Here is a 16,590-nt window from a genome sequence, read left to right as displayed (position 1 = left end):
ACAAGTGTATGCGAGAGATCCGGAGTAAGTTTTCGATGGCTGGTAGCGTCAATAAAGTCATTCTGGTCGGCAATCTTGGTGCTGATCCAGAAATCCGTCGCCTCAATTCTGGTGATCAGATTGCTAATCTGCGCATCGCAACCTCGGAAAGCTGGCGCGACCGTCAGAGCGGCGAGCGCAAGGATCGCACCGAGTGGCACAGCGTTGTCATCTTCAATGAGAACCTCGCCAAAGTGGCTGAGCAGTATCTGAAGAAGGGTTCCAAGGTTTATATCGAAGGTGCGCTCCAGACACGTAAGTGGCAGGATCAAAACGGTAATGATCGTTACAGCACCGAAATCGTGCTGCAGAAGTTCCGTGGTGAATTGCAGATGCTCGACAGTCGTGGTGAAGGCGGCGGTGAAGGTCGTTCGTTCGGCGGTGGCGGTGGTAATCGCAACCAGATGTCTGATTATTCCGGTGGCGGCGGTGATTTCGGCTCGTCTGGTCCATCCAATCAGGGTGGCAACAGCGGTGGTTTCTCGCGCGATCTGGACGACGAAATTCCGTTCTGAGAACGGACATAATCCAGTTTATAAGTGAAATATGATAAGGCGCTGTTTTACAGCGCCTTTTCTTTTGGATTATACTTCCAATTCTCTAGGAAACATGATGTCCGATTCCGAGTTCGTCAGTGTGACTTTTCCTCAGATTTAACCTGCTCGCCGTCTTCTTTGGTGAATGAAGCAACGGGGTTTTCCAGAAGCGGCAGAACCAGTTCGGAAGGACGGCAAAGCCTGGTGCCGAGCGGTGTTTCAACAATAGGCCTGTTGATCAGGATCGGATGGGCCATCATGAAGTCGATCAGCTCGGCATCGGTCCATTTCGGATCGGACAGGCCGAGTTCTGCATAGGGTGTGCCTTTTTCGCGCAGCAGTTCGCGCGGTGTCAGGTTCATTGCTGCAAGCAGGCCAACCAGACGTTCCGGCGTGGGCGGATTCTGCACATATTCGACGATGACGGGCTCTTCGCCACTCGCACGGATCATCGCCAGCGTATTGCGCGAGGTACCGCATTTCGGGTTGTGAAAAATGGTCACGGTCATCGGTGATTTCCTGTCTGTGTGGCGGGCTTTTGATCAGTGCCGCGTTCATAGCGCTTTGAGAGCGGTTTAGCGCTAACAAGATTCAGTTCATGTCATTCATCTGCGGGGCGCCAGGATAAGTGTCGATAGAAAATTCCATGCTGTCAGCAGAAAACCGTGTCAGCGAATACTGGATAGGCACCCCGTCGGTATTCACATTGATTGCCTTAGCTGTCAGCACAATTGCGCCGGGCGAAAGTTTTAAATGTTTCAGATCATCCGAATCCGCATGACGGGCAGATATAATTGTCGATTTACGGAAGTAATCGGCAATGCCTGCTTTTCGAAAAGCCACGGTGATTGAACCACTTTCCTCATAATCCTTGGCGATTTCCGGGAATTGTTCGGCTCTGATCCAGAGTGTTGCGCGCGATACGGGGCGTCCGTCTGCGCTGTGTAAGGTCTCCAGCCGCATGACAGGTGAGCCGGGTTCGATCTCAAGAGCCTCGGCTATATCCGGAGAGGCGGGTGCTGTGCCGGAAGCGAGCAGCGTGCCCTTCATGTCGCGTACCTGCGAAGCCAGCGATTGCGAAATGCGGGTGCGGCGTCCGATCTGGTAGGTGAGACGCTTCGCATTGGCAACGAAGGTGCCGCGCCCTTGCTCGGCACGCAGCACACCTTCCTGTGTCAGCGCGGCAATGGCGCTGCGGACTGTGTGGCGATTGACACCAAACCGATCAGCCAATTCCATCTCGGCGGGCATGCGGGCGCCTGACTGAAGTTTCCCGGCCATGATATCGCCGCGTATCTCATCGGCAATTTGCCGCCAGATGGCTACGCCGCTGTTTCGTTCAATTCGTTTTGTCTTTGCCATGCTTTGTCATCGTCCTGTCATTGGCAGGGTATAAGAATGGTGTTATTGTATAGTTGTCTAGATAAATAGACAACTGAAGCGATAAAGTCAACAAGATTAGGGTAGGGCGGATAAGCTCATGCAGACGACGCGGCATAGCACGGGTGAAAGTGGAGCGAGCTTCACGACTGGAAACAGAACGGCGCCAGATGCGACGCAGATTGCACGTCAGGCCAGCTTGGCAGTTCTAGCGCACGCCAGTGGCGAAGAACTGAAATTATTCTGGCAGAACTGGCCGAATAAGCCGGAATTTGAGGTCTTGCGTGGTCCCGAAACCGGACTGGTTATGCTGCGCGGTCGCATTGGCGGCGGCGGTGCGCCATTCAATGTCGGTGAAGCGACAGTAACGAGAGCGACCGTTCGTCTGTCCGATGGCTCAGTTGGTCATTCTTATGCACTCGGACGCGATCAGGAAAAGGCGAAGCTCGCTGCCTTGTTCGATGCGCTGTGGCTCGATGAAGATCGGCGTGACGCTGTTGAGAGCCAGGTGCTGAACGTGCTGCGCAGCCGCATTGATGATGCGGATACCAAGCTGCGCGCCGAGGCCGCTGCCACCAAGGTCGATTTCTTCACTATGGTTCGGGGGGATAACTGATGCTCCACTCTTCTTCTGCTTTCGAAGGCGGTCTGGCTGATCCGGTTAATGAGGCGCAATCGGCGTTTCATGCTGTGATGCACGCTATTGCAAATCCCGGCCGCATTTATTCGTTGGTTCAAGCTGCGATGCCACCACAGCCGCTTACGCCTGAGCTTGGTGTGATTGCTGCAACATTGCTTGATCACGACGCCAGCGTCTGGGTTGATGCTGAAATCGTTGCCAACAAGGACGCGACGGCCTGGCTTACATTCCATACCGGCACACCAATCGTCGATGACCAGTCCAAAGCGCAGTTTGCGCTTGTCACAAGCGCGCAATCCTTGCCTGTTCTCTCTTCTTTTGCGCAGGGCAATGCGGAATTTCCGGACCGTTCGACGACTGTTGTTCTAGCAGTTTCGTCTCTGACGAGCGGGCAGAGTTTCAGCCTCAAAGGCCCGGGCATCAAGGATGAAACTGTGCTGACCGTTGATGGTTTGCCGCAGGATTTTGCCGCGCAATGGCGTGAAAATGGCGCGTTGTTTCCGCTGGGTATCGATCTGGTGCTCGTCGCTGACGGCAACGTCGCAGCTCTACCGCGTACCACCCGTATTATTAATTTGGAGGGCTGATCCATGTATGTTGCTGTAAAGGGCGGTGAAACCGCCATCCGCAATGCCCACCGTCTGCTTGATGATCGCCGTCGCGGTGACCGCTCGGTTCCAGCGTTGCGTCTTGACCAGATTGCTGAACAGCTGGGTCTCGCCGTTGATCGTGTCATGGCCGAAGGCTCGCTTTATGATCGCGAACTTGCGGCACTCGCCGTGCGCCAGTCGCGTGGCGATCTGATTGAGGCAATCTTTCTGGTCCGTGCCTACCGCACAACCTTGCCGCGTTTTGGCTATTCGCTGCCACTTGAAACCGCGAACATGCTGATCGAACGCCGCATTTCGGCCACCTATAAGGATCTGCCCGGTGGGCAGCTCTTGGGGCCGACATTTGACTACACACATCGACTGCTTGATCCGGAATTGGCAGGCGACGTGAGCGTCCCTGAACCGGAAGTGCGTGCGACGGAAGCTGAGGCGACGCCACGCGTTACCGATATTCTCGGCGTCAACGGCATGATCGAGGAAGATGGTGCAATGCCGGAAGGGCATGAGCCGGGCGATCTTACCCGCGAACCGTGGACGTTCCCGATGCCGCGCGATCTGCGCTTGCAGGCCTTGGCGCGCGGTGATGAAGGTTTCCTGCTGGCGCTCGGTTATTCCACGCAGCGCGGCTATGGCAACACGCATCCCTTTGTCGGTGAAATCCGCATTGGTGAAGTGGAAGTCGAGTTCGACGTACCGGAGTTGGGCTTTTCCATATCGCTTGGTCGCGTGCAGCTGACCGAATGCCAGATGGTGAGCCAGTTTAAAGGCTCGTCCAAGCAGGCACCACAATTCACCCGTGGGTATGGTCTGGTGTTCGGGCAGAGCGAACGCAAAGCCATGTCGATGTCGCTTTGCGACCGTGCGCTTCGCGTTCGTGAATTCGATACGGATGTGACAGCACCGGCGCAGGATGAAGAATTCGTCATCTCCCATTCCGACAATGTGCAGTCGACTGGCTTTGTCGAGCATCTGAAATTGCCGCATTACGTGGATTTTCAGGCGGAGCTCGACCTCATCCGCCGGATGCGTGCCGAATATGAGGAAACGCAAATTCAGGGCAAGGAAGCAGCAGAATGAGCGATTTAGCCAATTACAATTTCGCCTATCTGGATGAGCAGACAAAGCGGATGATCCGTCGTGCGATCCTGAAAGCCATCGCTATTCCCGGTTATCAGGTGCCGTTTGCAAGCCGTGAAATGCCGATGCCTTATGGCTGGGGCACCGGTGGTGTGCAGGTAACAGCTGCCATTCTGGGGCCAGATGATGTGCTGAAGGTCATAGATCAGGGCGCTGATGATACGACCAATGCCGTTTCCATCCGTGCTTTCTTCCAGAAGACAGCTGATGTCGCCGTCACCACCCATACGGGCGAGGCGACCATCATACAGACCCGCCACCGTATCCCGGAATATCCGCTGACTGAGGGGCAGGTGATTGTCTATCAGGTGCCGATCCCGGAACCGCTGCGTTTTCTGGAGCCACGCGAAACCGAAACTCGCAAGATGCACGCGCTCGCCGAATATGGCCTCATGCATGTTAAGCTTTACGAGGATATTGCGCGTCACGGTCATATCGCCAAGACATATGATTATCCGGTGATGATCGAAGGACGCTATGTAATGGCGCCGTCGCCGACGCCGAAGTTCGACAATCCAAAGATGCACATGTCGCCAGCCTTGCAGCTCTTTGGTGCCGGTCGTGAAAAGCGCATCTATGCCGTCCCGCCATATACAGATGTTGTGAGCCTCGACTTCGAGGATCATCCGTTCGAAGTGCAGAAATTCAAGGAGCCTTGCGCATTGTGTGGCGCACGCGGCGTCTATCTCGACGAAGTCGTGCTGGATGATCGTGGCGGCTCGATGTTTGTCTGCTCCGACACCGATTATTGTGAAGATCGTCAGGCTAACGGCCATTTCGGTCATCTGGCAGCGAATAAGGAGGCAGCAGAATGAACAACGAACCTCTGCTGAGAGTAAACGGCCTGTCGAAGTTTTACGGCAATCGCCGTGGCTGTGCAGACATTTCCTTCAATCTGTGGCCAGGCGAAGTGCTGGCCATCGTCGGCGAATCCGGTTCCGGCAAAACGACACTCCTGAACTGTCTGGCAACCCGTCTGGAGCCAACTGCGGGCACCGTCGAATACCGGATGCGTGATGGTGAATTCCGCAATCTCTACAAAATTGGCGAGGCGGAACGCCGTTTCCTGATGCGGACCGACTGGGGTTTTGTGCACCAGAACCCGGCAGATGGATTGCGTATGACCGTTTCGGCTGGCGCCAATGTCGGCGAACGTCTGATGGCAGTCGGAGAACGCCATTACGGCAATATCCGCTCGACGGCCACCGAATGGCTGGGACGTGTCGAAATAGCCTCTGACCGTATCGACGATCAGCCGCGCGCCTTCTCCGGCGGTATGCGCCAGCGCTTGCAGATTGCCCGCAATCTGGTGACCGCACCGCGTCTTGTCTTCATGGATGAACCGACCGGCGGTCTCGACGTGTCCGTGCAGGCGCGTCTTCTCGACCTGCTCCGCGGTCTGGTGAGCGATCTCGGCCTTTCGGTTGTCATAGTGACCCACGATCTCGCTGTGGCGCGTCTTCTGTCCCATCGCATCATGGTCATGAAAGACGGCCATATTGTCGAGCAGGGCCTGACCGACCGCGTTCTGGATGACCCGCAAGCGCCTTATACACAGCTTCTCGTGTCGTCTATTTTGCAGGTTTAGTAAATTAAAACAGATGTTTGCAGCGTGTTGTTCGTAAATTAGCGAAACTTCATGCGCGAGGTGAGAAATGACACAAGTTAAAACATCCTCTCCGCTGGCCGTGTCGGGCCTCGCGAAGACATTCACGATGCACTTGCAGGGCGGTATTCAGCTGCCGGTCGTAAGCGGTGTGGATTTCGCTCTTGAATCTGGCGAATGCGCTGTGCTTGGTGGACCTTCGGGTGCCGGTAAAAGCTCCATTCTCAAGATGGTCTACGGAAACTATGCGGTGAATGCAGGCTCGATCCTCATTCGTCACGAAGACCGTATGGTGGATCTGGCAACGGCCGATCCGCGTGAAGTGCTGGCAGTGCGTCGCGATACGATTGGCTATGTCAGCCAGTTTCTGCGCACATTGCCGCGCGTCGCAGCAATCGATGTGGTTGCCGAGCCTCTGGTTGCGCGTGGCGTTGATCGCGAAGTGGCGCTGAACCGCGCTCGCGAGCTTCTGTCACAGCTCAACCTGCCGGAACGGCTGTGGGCCTTGCCGCCTGCAACCTTCTCCGGCGGCGAACAGCAGCGCGTGAACATCGCGCGCGGTTTCATCACGGATCATCCGGTGTTGCTGCTTGATGAGCCGACCGCTTCGCTCGATGCGAAGAACCGGGCTGTCGTGGTTGATCTCATCAAGACCAAGAAGGAGCAGGGCGTCGCCATGCTCGGCATCTTCCACGATGAAGATGTGCGTACGGAGGTTGCGGACCGGATTATCGACGTGACGGCTTTTTCTCCGAGGGCCGCTGCATGACCAAGCTCTCGCTGGAGCCACTGGTGCATGAAACCGCTATCGTCAGTGGTTGCACACTCGGTCGCTATACGGAGATCGGCGAGCGCAGCCGTGTTTCGGAAACCGTGCTCAATGATTATTCCTATCTCGGCGTCGATTGCGAAATATGGTGCGCGGAAATTGGCAAGTTTTCCAATATCGCCAGCCATGTGCGTATCAACGCCACCAACCATCCGACATGGCGTCCGACCCTGCATCATTTTACCTATCGCGCCGGTGATTACTGGCCGGAAGAAAAGGATGAGACGGAGTTCTTTGATTGGCGTCGTGGCAATGCCGTGAAAATCGGTCACGACACATGGCTCGGCCATGGCTCCACAATTTTGCCGGGTGTGAGCGTTGGCAATGGTGCGGTTGTCGGTGCCGGTGCGGTCGTGAGCAAGGACGTTGCACCCTATACGATTGTTGGCGGTGTGCCTGCGCGTCTCATTCGCGAACGTTTTGACGCTGCGACCGGCAGTCGTCTGGACCGGCTGTCCTGGTGGGACTGGAGCCATGAGCGTCTGCGCGAAGCGCTCGATGATTTCCGTGCGCTCGATATCGAAGCTTTCCTCTCGAAATATGAAACGGCCGCAAATACGAATGCGGTCATGAAAGAGCTATCCAATGGCTAATGAAATCGTTCTGAAAAATGCACAGATCGTGCTCGCGGATGAGATTGTTTCCGGTTCTATCCTGATCCGCGATGGCAAAATTGCAGCCATCGATCAAGGCTATGCCAATGGCGGCGATGACATGGATGGCGATTATGTCATTCCGGGCCTCATCGAGTTGCACACCGACCAGCTGGAAAGCCATTACGCGCCGCGTCCGAAAGTGCGCTGGAATGTCGATGCCGCAGTTCAGGCGCATGATGCGCAGGTCGCAGCATCCGGTATCACAACGGTTTTCGATGCGATGCGCGTCGGCTCTGACTATGACCGCGACTTCGTTGGCAAGGATATGCGGATGCTTGCGGATGCCATCGAAAGCGGTGTCCGCGAAAACCGGCTGCGTGCAGACCATTTTTTGCATCTGCGCTGTGAAGTTTCCTCAGCAGATTGCCTTGAAACATTTGAGCTTTTCGCGGGCGATGACCGCGTAAAACTCGCTTCGCTGATGGATCATGCACCGGGGCAGCGTCAATTCGTTGATCTTGAGACCTATCGCACTTATTACATGCGCAAGATGAAGCTCACGGATGAGGAGTTCCGGGTGCATTGTGAGAAACGTATGGCGGATTCGGACGCCTATTCGGCCAAACATCGTCGCGCGATAGCCGATTTGTCGGCTCATCGCGGTATCGTTTTGGCGAGTCATGACGACGCGACGAGTAATCACGTCGATGAATCGCTTGATCATGGTGTGCGGATTGCCGAATTCCCGACCACTATGGAAGCAGCAAATGCCTCCAAGGGAGCCGGATTGTCGATCCTGATGGGCGCGCCAAACATCGTTCGCGGCGGCTCGCATTCCGGCAATATCGCTGCACGCGATCTTGTCGATAATGGCAGTCTCGACATCCTGTCTTCGGATTATATTCCATTCAGCCTTATTCAGTCGGCTTTCGGTCTTGCTTCGGGCGAGCGTCCGATTGCTCTGCCACAGGCTGTCCGCCTTGTGACCAAGAACCCTGCCGACGCCATGGCTATGGATGATCGCGGCGAGATCGCCATTGGCAAACGCGCCGATCTGGTTCGGGTGCGCCCGAAAGGTGCAATTCCGGTTGTGCGCACTGTCTGGCGCGAAGGTGAGCGTGTTTTGTGATGCAGGCTGCAAATGAGTTCAAGGGTTGTTTCGTTGCCGTTGTCGGTCCCAGTGGGGCCGGCAAGGACACGATTATGGATGCAGCGCGTGTAGCTCTTGCGGGCGACACGCGGTTTCATTTTGTACGCCGGATCATCACACGCCCGCAAATGCCGGGCACGGAAGATCATGACAGTCTGGATGAAACAGCATTTACGAAAGCCGCAGGCGAGGGTGCTTTCGCCCTGCACTGGCAGGCTCATGGACTGAACTATGGATTGCCGAAATCGCTTGATGATGAAATCGCCGACGGTATCGTCGTGATTGCCAATGTCTCACGGCGCGTGCTTGGCGATATCCGCAGGCTTTATTCGGAACGGTCCGTGGTTGTCATCTCGGCAAGGCCGGAAGTACTTGCAGAGCGGCTTGCATCGCGTGGACGTGAAAGTCGAGAAGAAATCGCTTTGCGACTTAAGCGCGAAGTGAGTTTCGATGACAGGGCTGACGATGTTGTCATAATAGACAATTCGGGTGAAGTCGCTGCTTCCACAGATGCCTTCCTGCGTCACCTGCAGGAAATGAGCATTAAAACAATCGCCTAAATTAAGAACTTAAAGCGGAATGTAAGTTTACACAAACGTCATGGTCCGTTCATTGCAGTGTCATTGAACGGATCAATAGTGAGCATGAATGGAGATGAATTCATGCTTCAACTAAAAAACGTAACGCGCCGCTATAATGATAAGGTGGCGGTTTCGGGGGTTGATCTCGAAATCGAGCCGGGCTCGTTTGTGGGAATTATCGGGCGTTCGGGCGCAGGCAAGTCGACGCTGCTGCGTATGATCAATCGCCTGGTTGAACCTTCAGAGGGAACAATTTATTGGGATGGTCGCGACGTTACCGGGCTCAAGGGTTCGGGATTGCGTGATTGGCGCGCACAATGCGCGATGATTTTCCAGCATTTCAATCTGGTCGATCGTCTTGATGTTCTGACCAATGTTTTGATGGGGCGCCTGAACTATGTTTCGACGCCCAAATCGCTCCTGCGTATCTGGAGCGACGAAGAACGCCTGATCGCTCTTTCCGCTTTGCAGCAGTTCGATATTGCGCATCTTGCGGCGCACCGCGCCGATGAACTTTCGGGTGGCCAGCAGCAGCGTGTGGCCATTGCCCGTGCTCTCGTGCAGCAGCCACGCATTATTCTTGCCGACGAGCCGATTGCATCGCTCGATCCGCGCAATACCCGCAGCGTCATGGACGCTCTGCGTCGCATCAATCGCGAATATGGCATCACGGTTCTCTGCAATCTGCACTCGCTCGATATCGCACGCAGCTATTGCGACCGCCTCGTCGGCATGTCTGCAGGCAAGATCGTATTCCGCGGCACACCGTCGATGCTGACAGATATGGCATCACGCGACCTTTACGGCATGGAAGCCGACGAAGTCATCGATGCCGATGGACAGGCTGAAACAATGCCAATGCCAGTTCCGCAGTCGGCAGAAGCCGTTCTGCGCCAGCTTTCCGCCTGAGCACGCAACGCTCCGGAAAAATTACGCTCCAAAATCAGGGATTAACAGGAGATAACTATGCTTAACCGTAGAAACTTTCTGGCGGCTGCTGCGCTCACCGCTACGCTGACCATGCCAATGATGGCTTCCACTGCGCAGGCTGCAGACTGGAGCAAGGATTATCCGGAAATCGTTCTGGGTGTGATCCCGGCGGAAAATGCTTCGACCACTTCCGACCGTTATGCGCCTCTGGCTGCCTATCTCGGCAAGGAACTCGGCACGAAGGTCACGCTGCGCGTTGCTAATGACTATGCCGCCGTTATCGAAGGCCAGCGCGCTGGCAACATCCAGATCGCATTCTATGGCCCGGCTTCTTATGCCCGCGCGGTCATGACCGGCGTTGAAACCACGCCGCTTGTCAATCAGCGCCACAACACCGGCGTCAACGGTTACTATTCGGTTGTTTATGTGCTCAATGACAGCCCATACAAGACGATGGATGACCTGAAGGGCAAAGCGATTGCTCTGGTTGATCCAAACTCAACCTCGGGCAACAATGCACCGCGCTTCTTCCTCAACCGCGAAGGCTATAGCGTCGATACGTTCTTCGGTAAAAACTTCTTCGCTGGCAGCCATGAAAATGCAGTTCTCGCTCTCGCACAGGGCACAGCAGATGCAGCAGCAAATTCGTGGAATTCGGAAGACGATTCCAACCTGACCCGCATGGTCAGCCGTGGCGTTTTGAAAGACGCAAACGGCAAGGCAATGACGAAGGATGATTTCCGCGTCATCTTCAAGTCGGACTTCCTTCCTGAAGGTCCGTTCGCTGTTCTCAGCACTTTGCCAGACCAGCTGAAGGCCGACATCAAGCAGGCTTTCCTCGACATGCCGAAGAAGGACAAGGCTGGGTTTGATGCCCTTTCCGACGGCAAGGATCAGGAATTCGTGGCGACCGAAGCCAAGGAATATGAGCCAATCATCGAGATGCTCAAGTTCAACGACAAGGCTCGCAAGTCCTAATCCGTAGAACAATTGAAGTGCCCGAAGCCGCAAAAGCTTCGGGCATTTTTGTTAGGGAATCTCGCATGACGGTATCCTCACTCGACGGCAACGGAGCAAAAAGCCTGCTTGCCGATTATCGGAGAGAAGTCGGCAAACGGCGTCTCTACGGTATCGCGCTCCTCCTTGCGCTCGTCGTCGTCGCCATTGCTGCCTCCGTCGTTGCCGATGTTCGGCCGGGCACTCTGGTCGAAAATCTCTTTCGCTTTACAAGCTATCTTGGTCGCATTCTGCCGGATTTGACCATTGCCAATTTCTGGGGCGATCTCGCTGCCTGGTACTGGAACCTTGGCGGTTGGCTCAAGATGCTGTTTGAGACGCTGCTCATTGCCTATCTGGCAACCTTGATCGGCGGCATCATCGCCTTTGCCGCGTCATTTGCGGCGTCATCCAATATGGCCCCCAATTCGACGGTGCGTTTCGTTGTTCGTCGTGGATTGGAGCTGCTGCGTACGGTTCCCGAAATCGTATTCGCGCTTTTGTTTGTCATCGCTTTCGGTCTTGGGCCGATGGCCGGTGTGCTGGCGCTGATGCTTCACACAACGGGTGCACTGGGCAAGCTGTTCTCCGAAGTTGTTGAGAATATCGATATGCGCCCGGTGGAAGGCATTCGTGCATCGGGTGGTTCCGGTTTTCAGGTCATCCGCTTTGCCGTGCTTCCACAGGTGGCCGCGAATTTTGCTTCCTATGGCCTGCTACGCTTTGAAATCAACGTGCGCGGTGCTTCGGTCATGGGTTTTGTCGGGGCAGGTGGTATCGGGCAGGAATTGCTCACATCGATCCGCCAGTTTTACTACAGCGATGTCAGCGCCATCCTGCTTCTGATTATCGTGACCATTGTTGCCATCGATCTCATTACGCAGCGTATTCGCCACGCGCTTCTGGGCCGTATTGGTTGAGGAACGTGATCCCGAAAAGTGGGAACCGGTTTTCGGAAAAGATCATGCTCAAACAAAAGAGAGAATTATGACCGATATTGCACAAAGTCTCTCCCGTGAGGCGCATGCGCATGAAAAGGAACTTCGGGCAGAACATGCCGAATTGTTTGGAAACGCGCGCGCGTGGCGTAATCTGGCGATTTTAACCGTAGCATTGGTTGCTTCGGTCTGGTTCGCTTTCTATTGGCTCGATTTCTCGTTGCTGCGTATCCTTAACGGCCTTGGTCGTCTCGGTGACTTCGCCTTGATGATGATGCCGCCATCGTCCGGCGGTCGTTTCAGCCTCTATCTCTGGTCGATGATGGAAACGCTGGCAATCGCCTATCTTGGCACATTGCTGGCGGCGATCCTTGCCTTTCCATTCGGTTTTCTGGCGGCGAAGAACATCATTCCCAACGTCTTCATGCATTTCGGCATCCGTCGCTTCCTCGATACCATTCGTGGCGTCGATACGCTGATCTGGGCGCTGATCTGGGTATCGGTGGTGGGACTCGGACCATTCGCCGGTATTCTCGCAATTGCCTGCTCGGATTTCGGCGCATTCGGCAAACTGTTCTCGGAAGCCATTGAAGGCGCCGATAAGAAGCCGGTCGAGGGGGTGGTCTCGTCGGGTGGCGGTAGGCTGCACGGCTATCGCTTTGGCGTGCTGCCGCAGGTTCTGCCGCTCATGGGCAGTCAGGTGCTTTACTTCTTCGAGTCAAACACCCGTTCTGCGACGATCATCGGTATTGTCGGCGCAGGCGGCATCGGTGCGCATCTGGCGGAACAGATCAAGGTTCTGAACCTTCAGGACGTTTCTTTCCTGATCCTCATGATCCTCGTGGCGGTCGCCGTTATCGACTGGTTCTCGTCCAAGCTTCGTCATGCGATGATTGGCAAGAAGGCGCAGAAATCAGCTTAGCCGCTGATGAGTGTCTTGACGCCATCTGCAACGAACTGAACCGCAAGTGCAGCCAGAATGACGCCGAGAAGGCGGGTCAGAATAGAACGGCCGGTTTCGCCAAGAAACCGGTCGACGCGTTCTGCGAGCAGCAACACGAAATAGGTAATCAGCAAACAGACGGCTATGACGCCGAGAAGGGCGGCACGGGGACCGATGCCGTCAAACGAATCTGATGTCAGCACGATAGCCGAAATAGCACCCGGACCTGCGATCAGCGGAATGGCGAGCGGGAAGGCGGCGATATTACGGATATGATCCTTGGTGATGGCAACCTCGGCGCTCTTTTCCTTACGCTCGGTTCGTTTTTCGAAAATCATTTCGAAAGCGATCCAGAACAGCAACAAGCCACCCGCAACGCGGAAAGCACCAATGCTGATGCCGAACATGCCCAGTATCTGTGCGCCCGCAATAGCAAACAGCGCCATGACAATGAAACCGATGATGGACGCGCGCAGGGCAACCTGACTGCGATGGCTGCGGTCCATGCCGGGTGTGAGGGCCAAGAATAGCGGCGCAAGACCGGGCGGATCAATGGTGACGAGGAGGGTGACGAAGGCGCTGAAAACCGTATCGTAGAACCCCATGCTAAACTCGCCCCTTTTGTTGGTATTCTTTGTTTCAATTGTGAAACGGATTGTAGCCGATGAGAGGTGCATGGTCGACGGAAAGCACGCTTTGCGGCAACATCATTGCGCGATCTTTATGTGAATATCTTTTAAGCTGTTGATTTAATAAAGGAAATAAGCTGGTTGAAATGGTCGTGAAATTGGCGTTTTGTACCGTTTTACTTTATAAAGTGACTTTATCGATTCTGTTGAGAAAGATATCTGAATAGTGTCAGATCAAACGCCTCCACCTGGTTCCGACGATATGAATGGTGGCCCGAGCGGCCCTACAGGTATCGAACCAATTTCCATTATTGAGGAGATGCAGCGCTCCTATCTCGATTACGCAATGAGCGTTATCGTGAGTCGCGCTCTGCCTGACGTGCGTGACGGCCTCAAGCCTGTGCACCGGCGTATTCTCCATGCCATGAACGAGATGAACCTCGCTTACAATCGTCCCTACCGTAAATCGGCAGGTGTGATCGGTGAAGTGATGGGTAAGTACCATCCGCATGGCGACGCATCTATTTACGACGCCCTCGTGCGTATGGCGCAGGACTTCTCGCTGCGTGATCCACTTGTGGACGGGCAGGGCAATTTCGGTTCCATCGATGGCGATCCGCCAGCGGCGATGCGTTATACCGAATGCCGTCTGGAAAAAGTCACCGAATCCCTTCTGTCGGATATCGACAAGGATACGGTTGATTTTCAGGACAACTATGATGGCCGCGAGCGTGAACCTATGGTTCTGCCTGCGCGCTTTCCGAATCTGCTCGTCAATGGTTCGGGTGGTATTGCGGTCGGTATGGCGACCAACATTCCACCGCATAATCTCGGCGAAGTCATTGATGGTTGCGTAGCGCTCATCGAAAATCCGGCTATTGAGCTGGAAGAAATGATGGAGATCATCCCCGGTCCGGATTTCCCGACCGGCGGTATCATCCTCGGACGCGCTGGCATCAATTCTGCCTACACTACGGGTCGTGGCTCGGTGATCATGCGTGGTCGCGTAGCGATTGAACCGATGCGTGGCGACCGTGAAGCTATTATCATCACCGAGATTCCTTATCAGGTGAACAAAGCTTCGATGATCGAGAAAATGGCCGAACTGGTACGCGACAAGCGTATTGAAGGCATTTCCGATCTGCGCGACGAATCTGACCGCGAAGGCTATCGCGTTGTGGTCGAGCTCAAGCGCGATGCTGTTGCCGATGTCGTACTGAATCAGCTTTACCGCTATACGCCGTTGCAAACCTCGTTTGGCTGCAACATGGTGGCGCTGAATGGTGGCAAGCCGGAGCAGCTCAATCTTCTCGATATGCTGCGTGCTTTCGTCGCCTTCCGCGAGGAAGTTGTTACGCGTCGCACGAAATTCCTGCTCAACAAGGCACGTGATCGTGCACATGTCTTGGTTGGTCTGGCTATTGCAGTCGCCAATATTGACGAGATTATCGCTCTCATTCGTCGTGCGCCGGATCCGGCGACCGCTCGTGAGCAGTTGATGGAACGTCGCTGGCCTGCAGCCGACGTTGCGCCGTTGATCCGTCTTATTGACGACCCGCGTCACGCGATCAATGCAGACAACACGTATAACCTCTCGGAAGAGCAGGCACGTGCCATTCTTGATCTGCGTCTGCAGCGCCTGACAGCACTTGGCCGCGACGAAGTTGCGGACGAGTTGAACAAGATCGGCGAAGAAATCCGTGACTATCTGGATATTCTTGGCTCGCGCATTCGCGTCATGACAATCGTCAAAGAAGAGATGATTGCCGTACGTGACGAGTTCGCCACGCCGCGTCGCACCGAGTTTGGTCTTGGCGGCGCTGAAATGGATGATGAAGACCTCATCGCCCGCGAAGATATGGTCGTCACCGTCAGCCATGCCGGTTATATCAAGCGTGTGCCGCTGGCGACCTATCGTGCGCAGCGTCGTGGCGGCAAGGGTCGCTCCGGCATGGCAACGAAGGACGAGGATTTCGTAACCCGTCTGTTCGTCGCCAATACACATACGCCGGTGCTGTTCTTCTCCTCGCGCGGTATCGTCTATAAGGAAAAAGTCTGGCGTCTGCCGGTGGGTAATCCGCAGTCGCGCGGCAAGGCGCTCATCAACATGCTGCCATTGCAGCAGGGCGAGCGCATCACTACGATCATGCCATTGCCGGAGGATGAAGAATCCTGGGCAAACCTCGACGTCATGTTCTCGACGACGCGCGGTACGGTTCGCCGTAACAAGCTTTCCGACTTCGTTCAGGTCAACCGTAACGGTAAGATCGCGATGAAGCTGGAAGAAGAAGGCGATGAAATCCTCTCGGTTGATACATGTACCGAATTCGATGACGTTCTACTGACCTGTGCCGGTGGCCAGTGTATTCGCTTCCCTGTTACCGATGTTCGCGTCTTTGCAGGCCGTAATTCGATCGGTGTTCGCGGTATCAATCTGGCGGATGGCGACAAGGTCATTTCGATGGCGATCCTGCATCATGTGGATGCGGATGCATCGACCCGTTCTGCCTATCTCAAGCGTTCGATTGCCGAACGCCGTGCGCAGGGTGCTGACGACGCAGATGATATCGTTGTTGTCGGTGAAGAAGTTGCGGTGGAAGCCGATCTTTCCGAAGAGCTTTATCAGGAACTGAAGGCACGCGAAGAAACCGTTCTCACGGTCAGTGAGTATGGTTACGGCAAGCGTTCCTCGTCTTATGAGTTCCGTGTTTCCGGCCGTGGTGGTAAGGGTATCCGTGCAACTGATACCTCGAAAACCGACGAAATTGGCAAGCTGGTTGCTCTGTTCCCGGTTGAAGCAAGTGACCAGATCCTGCTGGTTTCCGATGGTGGTCAGTTGATCCGCGTGCCGGTTGGCGGCATTCGTATCGCTGGACGCTCGACCAAGGGTGTCACAATCTTCAACACGGCTGACGGCGAGAAGGTCGTCTCGGTCGAACGCATTTCAGAAACGGAAAGCGACGAAGAAAATGGTGCTGCGGAGGCTGGTGATTCTGCCTCTGAAGGTGAAACGCCTGTAGCCCCGAGTGAGGAATAAGCGAGAGCCCGG

18 protein-coding genes are annotated in these 16,590 nt (G+C 55.1%); 15 read left to right on the top strand and 3 right to left on the bottom strand.

Features of this window, described 5'->3' with window-relative positions; all coding sequences use genetic code 11:
- Positions 1–35: 35 nt before the first annotated feature.
- The gene (ssb, locus tag ACSME1_RS01290) at positions 36–554 is read left to right on the top strand and encodes a single-stranded DNA-binding protein (RefSeq protein ID WP_105705894.1); all 519 of its coding nucleotides are present in this window, start codon (positions 36–38) and stop codon (positions 552–554) included.
- 116 nt (positions 555–670) lie between these two features.
- Here the strand turns inward: ssb and arsC are convergent, their stop codons facing one another.
- Positions 671–1,084 (bottom strand): arsenate reductase (glutaredoxin), encoded by a 414-nt coding sequence (gene arsC / locus ACSME1_RS01285; RefSeq protein ID WP_105705896.1) that lies wholly within the window; start codon positions 1,082–1,084, stop codon positions 671–673.
- Positions 1,085–1,166: 82 nt separating this feature from the next.
- Entirely contained in the window at positions 1,167–1,937 is a 771-nt protein-coding gene (phnF, locus tag ACSME1_RS01280) for a phosphonate metabolism transcriptional regulator PhnF (protein WP_105705898.1), read from the bottom strand.
- 118 nt (positions 1,938–2,055) lie between these two features.
- Between phnF and phnG the strand changes: the two genes are divergently transcribed.
- The 13 genes from phnG (at position 2,056) to phnE (ACSME1_RS01215) (ending at position 12,891) form a co-directional block, all read left to right on the top strand.
- A complete protein-coding gene (gene phnG, locus ACSME1_RS01275; RefSeq protein ID WP_105705900.1) occupies positions 2,056–2,571 on the top strand; it encodes a phosphonate C-P lyase system protein PhnG in 516 nt (171 codons plus the stop codon).
- Positions 2,571–3,182, top strand: a complete 612-nt coding sequence (gene phnH / locus ACSME1_RS01270; RefSeq protein ID WP_105705901.1) for a phosphonate C-P lyase system protein PhnH — start codon at positions 2,571–2,573, stop codon at positions 3,180–3,182. Before phnG ends, phnH begins: the two co-directional genes overlap by 1 nt.
- A gap of 3 nt (positions 3,183–3,185) precedes the next feature.
- A complete protein-coding gene (locus ACSME1_RS01265; protein WP_024897140.1) occupies positions 3,186–4,283 on the top strand; it encodes a carbon-phosphorus lyase complex subunit PhnI in 1,098 nt (365 codons plus the stop codon).
- Positions 4,280–5,158, top strand: coding sequence for an alpha-D-ribose 1-methylphosphonate 5-phosphate C-P-lyase PhnJ (locus tag ACSME1_RS01260; RefSeq protein ID WP_024897141.1), 879 nt, complete (start codon positions 4,280–4,282; stop codon positions 5,156–5,158). The genes ACSME1_RS01265 and ACSME1_RS01260 overlap by 4 nt, the downstream gene beginning before the upstream one ends.
- Positions 5,155–5,931, top strand: coding sequence for a phosphonate C-P lyase system protein PhnK (phnK, locus tag ACSME1_RS01255; RefSeq protein WP_105705903.1), 777 nt, complete (start codon positions 5,155–5,157; stop codon positions 5,929–5,931). The genes ACSME1_RS01260 and phnK overlap by 4 nt, the downstream gene beginning before the upstream one ends.
- 67 nt (positions 5,932–5,998) lie before the next feature.
- Positions 5,999–6,718, top strand: a complete 720-nt coding sequence (gene phnL / locus ACSME1_RS01250; RefSeq protein WP_435654932.1) for a phosphonate C-P lyase system protein PhnL — start codon at positions 5,999–6,001, stop codon at positions 6,716–6,718.
- A complete protein-coding gene (locus tag ACSME1_RS01245) occupies positions 6,715–7,371 on the top strand; it encodes a DapH/DapD/GlmU-related protein (RefSeq protein ID WP_105705906.1) in 657 nt (218 codons plus the stop codon). The genes phnL and ACSME1_RS01245 overlap by 4 nt, the downstream gene beginning before the upstream one ends.
- Positions 7,364–8,503, top strand: coding sequence for an alpha-D-ribose 1-methylphosphonate 5-triphosphate diphosphatase (locus tag ACSME1_RS01240; protein ID WP_105705908.1), 1,140 nt, complete (start codon positions 7,364–7,366; stop codon positions 8,501–8,503). Before ACSME1_RS01245 ends, ACSME1_RS01240 begins: the two co-directional genes overlap by 8 nt.
- Positions 8,503–9,084, top strand: a complete 582-nt coding sequence (gene phnN, locus ACSME1_RS01235) for a phosphonate metabolism protein/1,5-bisphosphokinase (PRPP-forming) PhnN (protein WP_105705909.1) — start codon at positions 8,503–8,505, stop codon at positions 9,082–9,084. The genes ACSME1_RS01240 and phnN overlap by 1 nt, the downstream gene beginning before the upstream one ends.
- A 102-nt stretch (positions 9,085–9,186) precedes the next feature.
- Positions 9,187–10,014: a phosphonate ABC transporter ATP-binding protein gene (phnC, locus tag ACSME1_RS01230; protein ID WP_105705911.1), complete on the top strand. Its 828-nt coding sequence runs from the start codon at positions 9,187–9,189 to the stop codon at positions 10,012–10,014.
- 57 nt (positions 10,015–10,071) lie between these two features.
- On the top strand, positions 10,072–11,013 hold the full coding sequence (gene phnD, locus ACSME1_RS01225) for a phosphonate ABC transporter substrate-binding protein (protein ID WP_024897148.1): 942 nt from the start codon (positions 10,072–10,074) through the stop codon (positions 11,011–11,013).
- A 65-nt stretch (positions 11,014–11,078) separates the two neighbouring features.
- The gene (phnE, locus tag ACSME1_RS01220; RefSeq protein WP_024897149.1) at positions 11,079–11,951 is read left to right on the top strand and encodes a phosphonate ABC transporter, permease protein PhnE; all 873 of its coding nucleotides are present in this window, start codon (positions 11,079–11,081) and stop codon (positions 11,949–11,951) included.
- A 67-nt stretch (positions 11,952–12,018) separates the two neighbouring features.
- Positions 12,019–12,891, top strand: a complete 873-nt coding sequence (gene phnE, locus ACSME1_RS01215) for a phosphonate ABC transporter, permease protein PhnE (RefSeq protein ID WP_024897150.1) — start codon at positions 12,019–12,021, stop codon at positions 12,889–12,891.
- On the opposite strand, the gene ACSME1_RS01210 is transcribed toward phnE (ACSME1_RS01215), so the two are convergent.
- Positions 12,888–13,517: a MarC family protein gene (locus ACSME1_RS01210; protein WP_024897151.1), complete on the bottom strand. Its 630-nt coding sequence runs from the start codon at positions 13,515–13,517 to the stop codon at positions 12,888–12,890. The genes phnE (ACSME1_RS01215) and ACSME1_RS01210 overlap by 4 nt on opposite strands.
- A gap of 286 nt (positions 13,518–13,803) precedes the next feature.
- Between ACSME1_RS01210 and gyrA the strand changes: the two genes are divergently transcribed.
- Positions 13,804–16,578, top strand: coding sequence for a DNA gyrase subunit A (gene gyrA / locus ACSME1_RS01205; protein ID WP_105706061.1), 2,775 nt, complete (start codon positions 13,804–13,806; stop codon positions 16,576–16,578).
- The last annotated feature ends 12 nt before the right edge of the window (positions 16,579–16,590 follow it).

This window comes from Brucella pituitosa, from assembly GCF_965577835.1.
In the GTDB taxonomy this organism is placed as follows: domain Bacteria; phylum Pseudomonadota; class Alphaproteobacteria; order Rhizobiales; family Rhizobiaceae; genus Brucella; species Brucella pituitosa.
This window is presented reverse-complemented; position numbering and strand designations above follow the sequence as displayed.